The sequence below is a fragment of the Pseudomonas sp. MAFF 730105 genome (genome assembly GCF_055380705.1).
Genome location: NZ_AP018438.1, coordinates 6,191,954 through 6,207,114 on the forward strand (window position 1 = coordinate 6,191,954; position 15,161 = coordinate 6,207,114).

The 15,161-nt window shown below is 64.7% G+C and carries 10 protein-coding genes; all 10 read right to left on the minus strand.

Going from position 1 to position 15,161, the window contains the following annotated elements; translation table 11 throughout:
* Positions 1-22 precede the first annotated feature (22 nt).
* A complete protein-coding gene (mdcH, locus tag PCOSP_RS27285) occupies positions 23-943 on the minus strand; it encodes a malonate decarboxylase subunit epsilon (RefSeq protein WP_464709885.1) in 921 nt (306 codons plus the stop codon).
* The gene (locus PCOSP_RS27290; protein ID WP_464709886.1) at positions 940-1,560 is read right to left on the minus strand and encodes a malonate decarboxylase holo-ACP synthase; all 621 of its coding nucleotides are present in this window, start codon (positions 1,558-1,560) and stop codon (positions 940-942) included. Before PCOSP_RS27290 ends, mdcH begins: the two co-directional genes overlap by 4 nt.
* The gene (gene mdcE, locus PCOSP_RS27295) at positions 1,557-2,360 is read right to left on the minus strand and encodes a biotin-independent malonate decarboxylase subunit gamma (RefSeq protein ID WP_464709888.1); all 804 of its coding nucleotides are present in this window, start codon (positions 2,358-2,360) and stop codon (positions 1,557-1,559) included. Before mdcE ends, PCOSP_RS27290 begins: the two co-directional genes overlap by 4 nt.
* Positions 2,357-3,208 carry a biotin-independent malonate decarboxylase subunit beta gene (locus PCOSP_RS27300; RefSeq protein WP_464709889.1) on the minus strand — a complete coding sequence of 284 codons (852 nt, stop codon included), beginning with the start codon at positions 3,206-3,208 and terminating at the stop codon, positions 2,357-2,359. The genes mdcE and PCOSP_RS27300 overlap by 4 nt, the downstream gene beginning before the upstream one ends.
* Positions 3,201-3,500: a malonate decarboxylase subunit delta gene (locus tag PCOSP_RS27305; RefSeq protein ID WP_024778873.1), complete on the minus strand. Its 300-nt coding sequence runs from the start codon at positions 3,498-3,500 to the stop codon at positions 3,201-3,203. Before PCOSP_RS27305 ends, PCOSP_RS27300 begins: the two co-directional genes overlap by 8 nt.
* Entirely contained in the window at positions 3,500-4,375 is an 876-nt protein-coding gene (locus PCOSP_RS27310) for a triphosphoribosyl-dephospho-CoA synthase (RefSeq protein WP_139640851.1), read from the minus strand. Before PCOSP_RS27310 ends, PCOSP_RS27305 begins: the two co-directional genes overlap by 1 nt.
* Complete coding sequence (mdcA, locus tag PCOSP_RS27315) at positions 4,375-6,045, minus strand: malonate decarboxylase subunit alpha (RefSeq protein ID WP_139640853.1); 1,671 nt, start codon at positions 6,043-6,045, stop codon at positions 4,375-4,377. The genes PCOSP_RS27310 and mdcA overlap by 1 nt, the downstream gene beginning before the upstream one ends.
* A 387-nt stretch (positions 6,046-6,432) precedes the next feature.
* Positions 6,433-6,894: a chemotaxis protein CheW gene (locus PCOSP_RS27320; RefSeq protein ID WP_139640857.1), complete on the minus strand. Its 462-nt coding sequence runs from the start codon at positions 6,892-6,894 to the stop codon at positions 6,433-6,435.
* Complete coding sequence (locus tag PCOSP_RS27325) at positions 6,887-12,820, minus strand: hybrid sensor histidine kinase/response regulator (protein ID WP_464709890.1); 5,934 nt, start codon at positions 12,818-12,820, stop codon at positions 6,887-6,889. The genes PCOSP_RS27320 and PCOSP_RS27325 overlap by 8 nt, the downstream gene beginning before the upstream one ends.
* A gap of 171 nt (positions 12,821-12,991) precedes the next feature.
* On the minus strand, positions 12,992-15,046 hold the full coding sequence (locus PCOSP_RS27330) for a methyl-accepting chemotaxis protein (RefSeq protein WP_139640860.1): 2,055 nt from the start codon (positions 15,044-15,046) through the stop codon (positions 12,992-12,994).
* Positions 15,047-15,161: the final 115 nt, after the last annotated feature.

Consider the following 15,161-nt stretch of genomic DNA (forward strand, 5'->3'; position numbering starts at 1 on the left):
TTCGCCAGCTTGAGTCGGTGGTCTAGGGTTGGCGGCTTCCCTCCTCTGCGAGCAGCGCTTGCAGGGTATCGAGCCGGGCACCGTCGAAGGCCATGACAGTGCCCTGCTCGAACACACGGCGTGCCAGCCCGGTCAGCACCGCACCGGGTGGCAGCTCGATCTGCAAGCGCACGCCTCGCTCATAGGCACTTTGCACCGTACCGCGCCAATCGACGACGCGGCACATGTTGAAAGCGAGGTCGTCACGCAAGGCGTCGGGCTTTGTCACCGGCCGGGCGCGGCTGCCGCTGAGATAACCCAATGCGGGGGTTCGCAACGATACGTCGGCAAATGCCTCGGCCAATGTTCGCGCGGGTCTTTCCAACAATGGGCAATGGGATGGCACGCTCACTGCCAGGCGGCACGCCTTTCCGGCGCCCTGGCGGCGTGCGTGGCTGGCAACGACCGCCATGGCCTCGTCGCTGCCGGCGATGACCACCTGGCTATCGGCATTGATATTGGCCAGGTAGACCGGTGTTGCGTCGCTGTGTACCTGGGCCAGCAACCCTTCCACGGCGGCGAGGTCCAGGCCGATGATCGCGGTCATGCCATAGCCTTGCGGATAGGCCTGCTGCATCAGTTCGCCCCGCAGGCTGACCAGTTGCAACGCATCCTCGAACCCCAGCGCACCCGCCACCACCGCCGCCGGATATGCGCCGATGGACAGCCCCGCCACGTAGTCCGGCGCCGGGGCTTGCTCCAGCAAGCGGCGCGACGCCGCCACACCCGCGATCAACAGACACAACTGCACGGCGCGGGTCGATTGCAAGGCCTCGGCGCCGTCCAGTTGCAGCACGTCTTCACCGAGCACATCGCTCGCCTCGGCCAACACATGCGGCGCCAGGCCATGGAGCATGCCCGTGCGCTGCGCACCCTGGCCGGGGAATACCAGGAGGCTGCTCATGCGACCTGCTCCAGCGACGGCTGCCAGGGATTGCTCACCAGCCGGGCCTGGACGTCATCCTTGAGCAGCACCCGGCGTGACGAACCCGCCCACTCGCGCAGGGCTACAGCGCCGAACGGGGTCTGCAACTGCATGTCCAGGGCACACGCCGAGCCCTCCAGTCGCGCCAGTAAATCCCTGGCCTGGACGCGATCCATCGGCTGCGGCATGCGCAGGATCAGATCCAGGTCGCTGCGCTCATGCAGTGCCTCGATGCCGCTGGCGAGTTCGAATCCGGCGCTGCCGCTGATACCCCAGGTCCAGCCGCAGGCGTCGAGCATCGGCCGCAGGCGGGACAGCGCCCGCAGGGCCGGCAAGTCCCGTTGGCAGTCGATGTGGCACAGGTCTTCCGGACGTACCCGACGCTGGATCGCTGACAGCTGCATCAACGTGGCGTAACGCTGCTCCCGAGTCCGACCACGAACACCCACCGCCACCTGTCCCGGCGCCGTCAGCGCCCGCCGCACCACCACCGGTTGGCCGAGGCCGAGGGCTTGCACAGCCCACGCCGGCGCATCCGCTGGCAACTGCTGCGGGGTCATCCCCCAGAGCAGGTCGTGCGCCAGGAAGGTGTTCACCACTGCGCGCTCAGCAACTGGCGAACATGGCTGGAAGCGGCCCGATGGGGCGCCCCGAGGCGGCTGCTCAAATTTCGAGGCGCATCGGCCACATCGTTGATCGCTTGTTGCAGGCAATCGGTGACCCGGGCCAGATCGGTCGCCGATGGCTGTTCGATCTGCTCGACCGACAGGGTTTCCCACAACAACCCCAGACTGGCATAGCTGTCGATGTCATAGGCCATCGGCGGCACGCTGGCAGCCAGGGCTTCCAATTCCTCGACACTGCGCAGGGTCACCCGCGCCGCCGAGGCCTTGCCCATGGCGTGGACCATCACCCCAGGATCGCGCAATGCAATCAGCCGGTTGGCCTGGTAGCCGTGGGCCAGGAACGCCCCGGACATCGCCTTGCCCACCAGCAAGCCGATCACCGGGTGACCGGCCAACCGGGCACGGGCATAACTGTCCACCGCACCAGCCAACGCCTGATGGATGCCCAGGGCTTCTTCCCGGCGACCATAAGCCTGGCTGGGTACATCGACAATGGCGATCAGCGCACGCTTGCTGGACGCGTCGCGGTCAGCCTCGATGGCGTCATCCACCGCCTTGGCCAGGCCCCAGCCTTCCAGCAGACCGACCTCTCCGTTGCGAGCCCGGGGAAAACGATTATCGGGATCGGCCACCACCGCCAACAGGCGCACGGTCTGCCCGTCCAACCTGGCATCGGCCGCCCTCACCGAAGCGGGCAGTCCCGACAGCGGCTCGGCGCCACCACTCAAGGCTTCGAACCAGCGCAAGCCTCTCAATGAATACGAACTCATGGGCGTTCTCCCTGATACAACTGGCGAACCGCTGCCGGTTCGATCTGCACGTCAGTGTCCAACCGGGCCAGGCGTTGCAGGAACAACTCGGCCTGGCCGCTGCGGTGCTCGGCGGGCACGCCCAGATGCAACAACTGGCTGACCTGCTGGCGGATCTGCTGCACATCATCGGCGCAATAGCGATCCACCAATCCCGTGGCGAAGCGTTGCTCGCCACCGGTCAGGCTCCAGATAAACGGGCGATCCCGGGCGTCGTATTCCTCGATTCCGGCCTCCTGCTCGATCACTTGCGGGCCGTTCAATCCCAGCCGCGCTTCCTGGGTCACCAGCAGATAACTGCACAGCCCGGCGGCGATGGACATGCCGCCAAAGCAACCGACACTGCCAGCCACTACACCGACCACCGGCTGGTACTGACGCAAGTCGACAATTGCCGAATGAATTTCGGCGATGGCCGCCAAACCCAGATTGGCTTCCTGCAGACGCACACCGCCGGTTTCCAACAGCAGCACCGCACGGGTCGCAATGCCCTTGCGGTTGTCCTCGGCGGCCAGCTCCAGGGCGCCGGCGATCTTCGCCCCACCCACTTCGCCAAGGCTACCGCCCTGGAACGCGCCTTCGATGGCGGCGAGCACCACCGGCAGGCCGTCGAGGCTGCCTTTGGCAATCACTACGCCGTCGTCGCTTTGCGGCACCACGCCTTGACGCAGCAGCCACGGCGACATGATTCGCTGGAACGGGTCGAGCAGTTCGCGAAACGTACCGTCATCAAGCAAGGCTTTCGCCCGTTGCCGGGCACCGAGTTCGACGAAGCTGTGCTTGTTGAGCAACGCTGTACTGTCAGTCATGGCCGATCTCCTCGAAGCCCTGCTCCAGGCGCAGACGCACCACGCCGGGGGTGGCGCCGAAATCATGGATGTCGATGGACAGCGCGGGTGGCGTCTGGCCGTCGAACATCCGGCTGAAGAGATGCTGCCAGCGTTGTTCGCTGCCATTGACCGAGGTCTGCACCTGGATGGTCAACTTGCCCGCCAGCCCCGGCTCGATCAGCACTTCCAGGTCGCCCGAGCCGACACAGCCCACCAGCGCCCGGCCCCGTGGCGGCTGTCCGGCGGGAAATTCAAAAGATAAGGTTTCCATCAGCAAACTCCCTGGATGACGCTATCACCCGACTCGATACGGTCGATGAACAGGCAGGCCGCGAGCAGGTCGGCGGCGCCGCCGGGCGAGGCGTTCAATGCAATCAGTTGTTGGTCCAGTGCGTGCAATCGGCGACGGCCGTCGAGGCTCGCACTGCCACCGGCATCCAGCACCGCCTGGGCACCGGCCTGCATGGCCCGCAAACCGGGTTCGCCGGCGCGGTACAGCACACAGGTGTCCGCCAGTTGGGTCATGATCGCCAGTAAGGCGTCGAGCCGGGCGTTCTGCTCGCCATGGGCCTGGGTGCGGCTGCGTCTGAGTTGCGGCAGTGCGCGTTGCATGATCGAAGGAAAGCCCAGCTGCGCTTCTTCCCTTGCGCCGCGTGCGCCGTAGCGCTGGGCCACTTGGGCGCCATGGCTGAGGGGTCTTGGCGCGTAGCGATCTTCAAGCAGCGCCAGACGTGCGGCACGCAACGTGACGGCACCGGCGGCGCTGGATTCAGGCTCCAGCGCCGCCGCCGCCACCAACAGGCCCAACGCCCAGATCGCGCCACGATGGGTATTCACGCCGTCGGTGGTGGCGAGCATCGCCGCTTCGCCTTCACGACCGATGCGCCCTAGGGCCTCGCGCAGCGGCAGGCCCACTTCACCGAACGCCAGCGCCGCATCAGCCATTTCCTTGAAGGCGGGCCACAAGGAAAGCGCCGAGGCGTGCATCAGCCCCAGGTGCAGATCGGTATGGGCGCCATTGCCGCGGCGGTCCACCAGCGCCGGTTTGGGTGACAGGTCCGCTTCGTCGATCAGCGCGTCCACCGCCAGGTCCGCCAGCCGTTCGGCCAGGCTCAGGGTTTTCGGTTGCAGGTTGAGTGCGTGCATTACCAGCTCCTGAACTTGGCGGGTGGGTTGTAGAGGCCACCGGACCACTCCACCAGGTCGGCCACGCTCTTGGCGGCGAGCAATTCGCGGGTGGCGTCGGTGCGGCGGATACCCAAGTCTTCGGGCAAGGCGATCAGCCCTTCGCGGCGCATGCGGGCAGTGTCTTTCGGGTTGTGGCGCAGGCCGATGGCGGTGACCCCGGCAACCGCCGCGATCATCGCCTGGCGCTCTTCCAGGGAACGAGCCTTGTACAGATAGGCGATGCCCTCTTCGGTCAACAGATGGGTAACGTCGTCGCCGTAGATCATGATTGGCGCCAGGGGCATGCCGGCTTTCTTCGCCACATCCACCGCATCGAGGGTGTCGACGAACGTCGGTTTGCCGCCCTCCTGAAAGGTCTCGACCATCTGCACCACCAGCTTCTTGCCGCGTTCGAGCAACGGCGCTTCGCCGTCGCCGTGGCGCATGTCGAGCCAGGCCGGGGTGCCGTGGCGGCGACCACGGGGATCGTGGCCCATGTTTGGCGCACCACCGAAACCGGCCAGTCGGCCTCGGGTAACCGTCGAGGAATGACCATCACCATCCACTTGCAGGGTGGCACCGATGAACAGGTCCACCGCGTATTGGCCGGCCAGTTGGCAGACCATGCGGTTGGAGCGCAGCGAGCCATCGCGGCCAGTAAAAAACACGTCCGGCCGGGCGGCGATGTAATGCTCCATGCCCAGTTCAGTGCCGAAGCAGTGCACGCTGTCGACCCAGCCGCTTTCGATGGCCGGAATCAGCGTCGGATGAGGATTGAGGGTCCAGTTGCGGCAGATCTTGCCCTTCAGGCCGAGGGATTCGCCATAGGTCGGCAGGATCAGCTCGATGGCGGCGGTGTTGAAGCCGATGCCGTGGTTGAGGGACTGGACGTTGTGTTTTTCGTAGATCCCACGGATCGCCATCATCGCCATGAGCACGTGCACAGGCTTGATGTGGCGCGGGTCGCGGGTGAATAGCGGTTCGATGTAGAACGGCTTGTCGGCCACCACCACGAAATCCACCCAGGACGCCGGGATGTCCACGCGTGGCAAGTCGCTGACGTCATCCACCAACTGGTTGACCTGGACGATGACGATGCCATCGCTGAACGCCGCCGGCTCGATCAACGCCGGGGTGTCTTCGGTGCTGGGGCCGGTGTAGATATTACCGGCGCGGTCGGCCATGAAACCGGCCGAGAGCACCACGTTGGGAATCAAGTCCACCACCAGCCGGGCGTAGAGTTCGATGTAGGTGTGGATCGCGCCGATTTCCAGCAGACCGTCTTCCAGCAACTGGCTGATGCGCAGGCTCTGGGTCCCGGCGAAGGAAAAATCGAGTTTGCGGGCGATGCCGCGTTCGAACAGGTCCAAATGCTCGGAGCGGCCGACGCTGGGCATGATCATGTGCAGGTCGTGCAACTTCGAAGGGTCGGCTTTGGCCAGGGAACGCGACAGGAAATCCGCCTGTTTCTGGTTGTTGCCTTCCAGCACCACACGGTCGCCAGGTTCGATCAAAACCTGCAACGCCTCGACGATCCGGTCGGTGGGCAATACCACACCATCGACCATGCCCTTCACCTGTTCGAGACGCCGCTGCTTTTCGCCGCGCCGCCGCGTCCAGCGCGAGTCGGGGGATATTGTTGTTGTCATGACCACTCCACGGGTTCGCTGTCGTGGAGACCACCTTAGGAGTGATGGGACGATGGCATCAATCAAGCTCGACGGTGGATCGTTACGCTTGGAGTAATGGTTGAAATGAATCTGTATGGGGCGAGAGGCTCTGTGGGAGCGGGCTTGCTCGCGAAAGCGGCGGGTCAGCTTGCATTTGTACTGGATGTACCACGCCTTCGCGGGCAAGCCCGGCTCCCACTGGTTCTGGAGGTGTTCTCCACTATCCCCTGTGGGAGCGAGCCTGCTCGCGATAGCGGTGGGTCAGGCGCCCTTTGCATTGACGGTTCCGACGCCATCGCGAGCAGGCTCGCTCCCACATTCGGTTGAGGTGGTTCGCAAACTGTGCACCCGCCATATTCCCGCGGGCTAGGCTTTTACCAGGCCGGCGGCGATCACCAGTTCTTCCAGGGCCAACAGATCCGGCACCTTCGCCACATGCTCGCCCACCTGTACAGCCGCCTGCTCCAGCCCGCACAACGGCACGTCGACGTAACTCAACTGGCTATCAAGTTTGTAGGAGCGCGGGATGCCCTGCACCAGCAGGGCGATGAACTTCAATTCCGCGCGACCGCCCAGGGCGTTGAGCACGGCGATGCGGGCGCGCTCGCCAATCACGGTTTTCTGGTCGCAAGCCGATTCGAAACTCAACAACGGGATCTGCCGCTCACGCCAGGTGACCCAGCCCAGGAACCACGGCGGGGTGTCCATATCGAAGGTGCCGCTCTGATAGTCGATCAGCTCGGCCACCGCCACGTTGGGCAGCACCAGGTGTCGGTCGGCCAGGGGCAACAGCAGCCCGGTCAGGTAGCGGGTGCGATGGTCATGCATGGGGCTTGCTCCAGTGGGCGATGCTCTCGAGCAGCACCGACTCCTGATAAGGCTTGCCCAGGTAGTCGTTGACGCCGATGGCCATGGCCCGGTCGCGGTGTTTCTGGCCGGTGCGGGAGGTGATCATGATGATCGGCAGGTGCGCCAGGCGCGGGTCGTCGCGTACTTGCGTCGCGACCTCGAATCCGTCCATGCGCGGCATCTCGATGTCCAGCAACATCAAGTCCGGGGTGTGCTCGCTCAGCAGCGCCATGGCATCCACGCCGTCCTTGGCGGTCAGGACGTGCATGCCGTGACGCTCCAACAGACGACTGGTGACCTTGCGGACCGTCACCGAGTCGTCCACCACCAGCACCAGCAACGGCCGCAGGTGCTCGCCCTCGCCTTCGGTCAGCACCGGGCGACGTGGGGCCTGGTTGGGCATGGCGCGGATCGGTGCCAACAGGTCGAGAATCAGCACCACCCGGCCGTCGCCGAGAATGGTCGCGCCGGACAGGCCCTGCACCGCCGAGAATTGTGGACCGAGGCTCTTGACCACGATCTCCCGGGTCCCGACGGTGGCATCCACCTGCACCGCGACATGCCGTTCGTTGCACTGCACCAGCAACAGCGGCAAGGGCTGGCTCTGGCCCAGCAGTTTCGGCCGGGGCGCGGTTTTCAGCAGCTCGCCCAGGTAGCACAACTCATACCGCAGCCCAGCGTAGCTGTAGGTCGGTGGATCGAGCTGGTAATAAGCCTCCAGCTCGGCGGGCAGCACCCGCACGATGCTTTCGATGGTGTTCAACGGGATCGCATACTGGTCTTCGTGACACTGAACCATCAGGGCCCGGTTGACCGACACGGTAAAAGGCAGGCGGATGCGGAAATGCACGCCCTGTCCCGGCGTCGAGTCAATGACCATGCTGCCGCCCAGTTGCCGAACCTCCTCGTGGACCACGTCCATGCCGACGCCGCGCCCGGAGATCTGGGTGATTTTTTCGGCGGTGGAGAACCCCGGCTGCAGGATGAACTGCAACACGTCGCGGTCGCTGATGTCACTGTCCGGCGCCAGCAGCCCACGCTTGATCGCCTTGCGCCGCACCGCGTCCAGCGGCACACCGGCGCCGTCGTCGCGGATATCGAAGACGATGTCGCCACCTTCCCGGGACAGGTCGAGACTGATACGCCCACGGGCCGGTTTACCTGCGGCGATGCGCACGTCGGCCGGCTCCAGACCATGGTCGACGGCGTTGCGCAGCATGTGTTCCAACGGCGCGGCCATGCGCTCCAGCACGTTGCGATCCATCTCGCCTTCGGCATTATCGACGACGAACTCCACGTCCTTGCCCAGCTCCTGCGCCACCTGCCGGACGATGCGCTGGAGCCGCGGCACCATGCGTTCGAACGGCACCATGCGGGTGCGCATCAGGCCTTCCTGGAGCCGGGTGTTGATGCGCCGCTGTTGCTGCAGCAGGTTCTCGGCATCATGGTTGCTGCGGTCCAGGGTTTCCTTGAGGTCGAGCAAGTCCGAGGCGGACTCGAACAGCGCGCGGGACAACTGCTGCAATTGGGAATGCCGGTCCATCTCCAGCGGGTCGAATTCTTCGTAGCCCAAGCGCTCGGCTTCCACTTGCTGGCGGCTGAGAATCCGCCCCTGGGTTTCGGTGTCCAGGCGTCGCAACTGGTCGCGCATGCGCTCGATGGTGGTTTCCATTTCGCTCAGGGCCACGTGTGCATCGTTGACCTGCTGTTCGATACGGCCACGGAAGATCGACGTTTCCCCCGCCAGGTTCACCAGGTCGTCCAGCAGTTCGGCGGACACCTTGACCATGTCCGCACCATCGCTCGACGCAGTTGGCTCGGGTTTGGCGGGCGCGGGTGCCGTGGCCGGACCTACGGGCATCGCCGGGGCTGCGGAGGGCTCCGTAGCCGGCGTCTCGCTGTTCTGCGGGTGGTTGACCGCCTGGATCTGCGCAATCAACCGGTCCGCCGGCGGACATGCCAGGCCGGCCCGTACAGCATCGAGCATGTGGGCCAATCGATCATGGCTGCTCTGCAGCAGGACGAACAACGCCGGAGTCGGTTGCAACAGGCCCGCGGACAAGCCTTCATAGAGATTTTCCAACTCATGGGCCAAGTCGCCGATGGGCCCGATCTCCACCATCCGCGCGCCGCCCTTGAGGGTGTGCAGGTCCCGCAGCAGGGTTTCCACCGCCTGGCGGTTCGATGGTTCGGCCTGCCAGCGCAGCAAGGCCGCGCCGGAACTGTCGAGGATGTCGAAACCTTCCTCGAGAAAGATCTCCAGCAGTTCGGGATCATGGCTGGCCGCGTCGCCTGGGATCGACCCGACGCCCTCAATGGCGTTCGGCTTGTCCTGACGGAACCGGCGGATGGCGTCGATCAGCGACACCGGATCGCCCAAGGTCTGGCCCTGCTGCAATTGCCCGAGCAACAGGTCGAGGCGCTCGTGGCTGCCGTTGAGCAGATGAGCCAGCTCATCGCTGTAGCTGTAGCGGCGATCCACCAAGCCTTCGTAGAGGTTTTCCAGTTCCTGGGCCAGATCGCTGATCGGCCGGATATCGGCCATGCGCGCACCACCCTTGAGGGTATGCAGGTCCCGCTGCAACGAGGACAGCGGTGCCCCGTTGTCCGGGTCCGCCAGCCAGCGTTGCAGGGCCTGGGCGGCACTTTCCAGGATGTCCTGGGCCTCTTCGAGGAAGATCGAGGTGATGTCGTCGTCCATCGATGTGTCAGCAGGCACGTCGCGTTCGAGCTCGGCGGTTGCATGCCCCAGCTCGCGGATGCTCAAGGTGCGGCTGCCATCGCTGCGGATCAGGCCGGTGGCCGACGGATCTAGACCAGCCTCGAGCAGCGCATGCAGGGCCTGGATCCGCTCGGGTCGTGGATGCACATGCTGACCGGCCGCCAACTCATCGAGCATGTCGATCAACGCTTCGTGGGCACGTTGCGCCTGCTGGAAGAATTCGTCGCTGACCACCAGGCTGCTTTCTTCCACGGCGCCATAAAGATCGAGCAAGGCTTCGCAGAGCTCGTCCACCGGCTGCAGGTCGGCCAGGTGCGCGCCTTCGCCAAGGGTCGTCAACTCATCCAGCAAAGCGCTTAACTCCTGGCCTTCGCCGGGGTGCTGCTGCCAGCGTTGCAACAGATTTTCGGCGTCCAGCAGGATGTCCATGCCCTGGGCCAGGAAATCGTTGATCAGTTGCGGGTCGCGCTTGTTTCGCGCGCCAGTGTCCGAAGTGCCGCTGACCGCTTGCAGGCGCTCGGCCACCAGGGCCTGGGTTCGCCGGATCAAGTCCGCGGCCCCGGGAATCGGCGCCAGTGGATCATCGTGCAACTGGCGCAGGCCCAGGCGCAGCAGGCCTTCGGCTTCCAGCAGGCACTCGACTTCATCCAGGTCGAGGGCTATCAGGTGCACCCTGTACTCCCGGGCAAGTTGGTCCATCGCCCCGGCCAGCTCGGCAATCGGCAGCACGCCAGCCATGGATGCGCTGCCCTTGAGGGTGTGCAGGGCACGCTGCAATTCGTCACTGGCCTGCAAGGGCAGGTGTTCGGCGGCCTGCTCGAGAAAACGATTGAGACCGGCGAGATGCCCCTGGGCTTCCTTGTCGAAGATCTTCAACAGCAGCGGGTCGAGGGCGGCCACGTCCCCCTGGTCTTCATCGAGCTCATCGCTGCCCTTGGCCAGGGCGTGGGCGCGTGCGGCCAACCGGTCGACATCGTCACGCTGGCGCTGGAGATGGGCGGCAAAATCGGCCACCAGCGTGGGCAGCAGCCGTACTGTGTCGTCCACCAGTTGCAGGACCGTAGCACTCGGCTCGACGCTGTGTTCCAGCACCCGGTTGAGCAGGTTCTCCACCGCCCAGGCCAGTTCCCCCAGCACCAGTGCCCGGACCATGCGGCCGCTGCCCTTGAGCGTGTGGAAGGCCCGGCGCACTTCGCCCAGGGCGACCTGGTCGGCAGGTTGAGCGGCCCAGCGCGGCAGATACTCGTGCAGCACCTCCAGCACCTCGCCGGTTTCCTCGAGGAAGACCTCACGCAATTCTTCGTCGACCGGGTGCTCATCCACCGGAGGCGGCAGCAGACTGCCCGGCGTGCTCCTGGCCGGCGGATTGACCGCCGAGACCGGGCTGGCCAGCATGTCGGCGAGGGACTGCACGGTCTGCGGATCATCCAGCTCCTGCAAATCCTGCATGACCTGGGCTTCGTTGGGGCTCAGCACATCGTCGAGCAAGGGTACCCGGGCCTCATCTGGGAAATAGCCGAGCGCGGCCAGGCTCCGCTCGACCCCATCCAGCAACGGCTCGCCGGGTGTTTCCGGATCTTCGCTCAAACGCTCCAGGTAATATTCAAGACCGGTGATCACGTCGGCCAGATGGTCGAGCTCTTCCCAACCCGGTCGGGCCTGGTCCAGCAACAGGTGGTCGCGAATGAATCCGTTGCAGGCCTCCACCAGGCCGGCAGCGCGACTCAGGGGGATCATCGCCAGGGCGCCGCGGACCTGGGTCAGCAGGGTCGGCAAGGTCTGTAGTTGTTCGCTGTTCCAGTCGGCGTCGATGTAGTCGACGATCATGTCCTTGGCCTGCTGCAGGCAGGTGTGGGCTTCCTTGATGACAATCTGGTGGATCTGGGTCAGGTCGGTGGTGGGCAATTGGCTGTCTTCACGACTTTCAGGCTCGACGGTGCCCACCATGCCGGCCAGGTTGGCCTCGACATAGAGCAAGGCCCCGGCGACGTCCATGAGGGTCGCGTCATCGGGCTCCCGTTGGCCTTGCGAGAGGCTCAGGACCACCGCCAATTGATCGATGATGACCTTGCGAGGCTGGCCGAAACCCAGCACCGCCAGGGTATCGGCGATCTGCCGCAAGGGCGCCAGCAGGCTGTCCAGCTCCGAGGCGTGCTGGCGGTCACTGCGCACGAACAGGTCCAGCCGCTCCTTGACCCGCACCAGTTCCTCGCAGAGCGCGGTGAGCACCGAGCGCATGGCATCGCGGTCGGGCCCGGCCAGGCGCGCACGCTCTTCGTCGAGCATGGCGCTGTCGGGCAGCGCATCGTCCAGTGAGTAGCGTTCTTTCATGATCTGCATCTGCCCGCTGGGGTATTCGGCCTTGGCAATATAGAACAACAAGCTCTTGAGCAGGTGCGGCGGTGCCGGTTGATTGATACCGGGCATGCCCTGGTCGAGCAGGCGCTTGAGTTCCTTGTCGGCTTCCTTGAACAGGCTGCGTAATGCCGGGCTGTTGGCGATACGCCCGTCACGCATGCCTTCGATCAACGCCGAAGCCACCTGCCACAGGGCATTGAGCGGCGCGCCTGCGCAGAGCCCTTCGAGGCGATGGAAGACTTTGGCCAGGTAACCGAGGTGGGTGGCATCGTCCTGTTCGCGCAACAGACCCACCAGGGCCACTTGCAAGGTCTGGCGCAATTTGCGCAAGGTGCCGGGCAGGTCCGCCGGCTCGAGCCGTTTCAGGGCCGCATCGCCGAGGGGCGCGATATCGGGCAATTCCGGGCTGAACAGGCTGGTTTCCGACAACAGGCTTTCGCCCCGGGCACTGCGCAAGTCGTTGATCAGCGGCAAGACCACCAGCGGCAGGTCGCGACGGGCACCCTGGATGCGGTCCAGGTACATCGGCAGCTGTCCCAGGGCCTGGCTCAACAGGCTGATGGCTTCGTCGCGATGGGCGATGCGATTGTCCTGCAGGGCGACGCACAGGTGCTCCATTTCTTCGGCCAGCAACGCCGCGCCATAGAACTCGACCATCTGCAGGCCACCATGTACCTGGTGAATGCAGGCCAGGCATTGCCCAAGGGCATCCGCCGCCTGAGGGTCATCCACCAGCCGGTTGAGGGCCAGATGGGCCTGCTTCAGCGTTTCGGCAATCTCGCCCTTGACCCATTCCAGGGCCACGTAGTCGTGCCGATCACCCATAACCGCTCCAATCCGGCAAATACACCCTCCTTTTGGCGGGAGGACTCATCTGTGGGAGCAAAGCCTGCTCGCGATAAAGGCAACTCGATCTCCGGCCTGACGCGTCGCTCTCATCGCGGGCAAGCCTTGCTCCCACATGATTCCCCTCGCCCCGTATACCGCCTCCAACAATCAAGACTTGTCCTCATCCTTAGCCGCCGGCAACGTGAACCCGGACACCGACCGGCGCAGCTGGCTGGCCATTTTCGCCAGGTTGCCGATGCTCTCGGCGGTGGCGGTGGAGCCGGACGAGGTCTGGGTGGTGATCTGCTGGATCACGTTCATCGTCAGGGAAATCTGTCCCGCCGAAGTGGTCTGCTGCTGCGCGGCGTTGGAAATGCTCTGGATCAGCGCCGCCAGGGTCTTCGACACGCCCTCGATCTCCTCCAGGGCCACGCCGGCATCCTGGGCCAGACGGGCGCCGCGCACCACTTCGCTGGTGGTCTGCTCCATGGAGATCACCGCTTCGTTGGTATCGGCCTGGATCGCCCGCACCAGCGTTTCGATCTGCCGGGTCGCCGCCGAAGAGCGCTCCGCCAGCCGTTGTACTTCATCGGCCACCACCGCGAAGCCGCGCCCCGCATCACCGGCCATGGACGCCTGGATCGCGGCGTTGAGAGCCAATATGTTGGTCTGGTCGGCAATGTCGTCGATCAGGCTGACGATGTCGCCGATTTCCTGGGACGACTCGCCCAGGCGCTTGATGCGCTTGGCGGTGTCCTGGATCTGCTCGCGAATGTTGTCCATGCCATGAATGGTGTTGTGCACCACCTCGTTGCCCTTGTTGGCGATCTCCACGGAGCGCTCGGCCACCGCCGACGACTCGGCGGCGTTGGCCGATACCTGGTCGATGGACTGGGCCATTTCATTGATTGAAGTCGAAGCTTCGCTGATCTGCTGGGCCTGGTGCTCGGAAGCCTGGGCCAGGTGCATGGCGGTGGCCTGGGTTTCCTGCACCGCGGCGGCGACCTGGCCAGCGGTGAGGTTGATGGTGGCGACCAGGTCGCGCAGTTGGTCCACCGAATAATTGATCGAGTCGGCAATGGTGCCGGTGAAGTCCTCGGTGACCGACGCGGTGACGGTCAGGTCGCCGTCGGCCAGATCGGCGATTTCGTCCAGCAGGCGCATGATCGCGTTCTGGTTGCGCTCGTTCTTTTCCGCGGTTTCGTGCAACTGGCGGTTGGTTTCACGCACCATCACCAGGCCGATCAGGATGATCGATGTCAGCGCCAGCAGCCCCAGCACATAACCGCCGATGGCGTGGACGGACCGACCGCTGGCCAGGTTCTCCAGTGCGGTGGTCAGGTGCGAGGCTTCGTCCAACAGGGTCTGCGACAGATTGAAGATGTTGCCCGCCGACTCGCGGACCTTGAACAGCTCCGGCGAGGTTTCGAGGATTTCGTCCACCGAGCCCGAGACGAACTCGAACAGTTCACTGATTTCGCTCAGGCGTGCCCGGGCATCGCGATCCTGGACCTGGGAGATCTTCAAGGCCGGGTCGCCTTGCAACATCCCGTTGAGCACCTGGCCGAAACGCGCGGCATCGCGGCCAAAGGTATCGGCGGCCTGGCTGGCGTTCTCATCCCCCGCCAGCACGGTATTCACTGCACCCAGTATGCGCTCGGCCAACAGCGACTGGCGCTGGGCCATGGCCACCTGGGCCGCTGGTGCGCCCCGTTGCAGCAGGATCTCGACGACTTTCTCATATTCGACCTGCAACTGCGGCACGGTTTCGGCCAAGGTCGCCGCCACCTGATGCAGCGACAGCACAGTCTGCTCGCTGGACAGGATGGCGTCGGTGTTCTTGAGCAGGCGCTCCCAGTCCAGTTGCACCGCGCGCATCTGCGGTCGCAGGGTCGAGGGCGCCGGTGGCAGGCCGGTCACCGGGTCACCCTGCTTGAGGTAGCCCCAGCGCTGGGCAAAATCGTTGCGTGCATCGCTCAGCAACTTGAACGCCGCAGCCTTGCCGGCGGCGGCCTCGGTGGCGTTCTTGGCAATGCGCTGGGACAACACCCGCAACTCACCGGCATGGCCGATGTACTGTTTATCGTAGGTGGACTGGGTGTTGAGGTACGCGAAATTGGCGAACAGCAGCATGATGAAGATGATCAGCGCGACGAACAGCACGATGATCTGCGAACGACTGCGCGACGCTTCCAGTGGCTTGCCTGTGTGTGCTTTGCTCATCGATTTTCGCCTGTACTGCCCAATCCAACTCGCCATGGGTGACTGATCTCAGGGCGGCTCTGTGGGAGCAAGGCTTGCCCGCGATGACAACAACACGGTTTGCTGCCGACCGAGG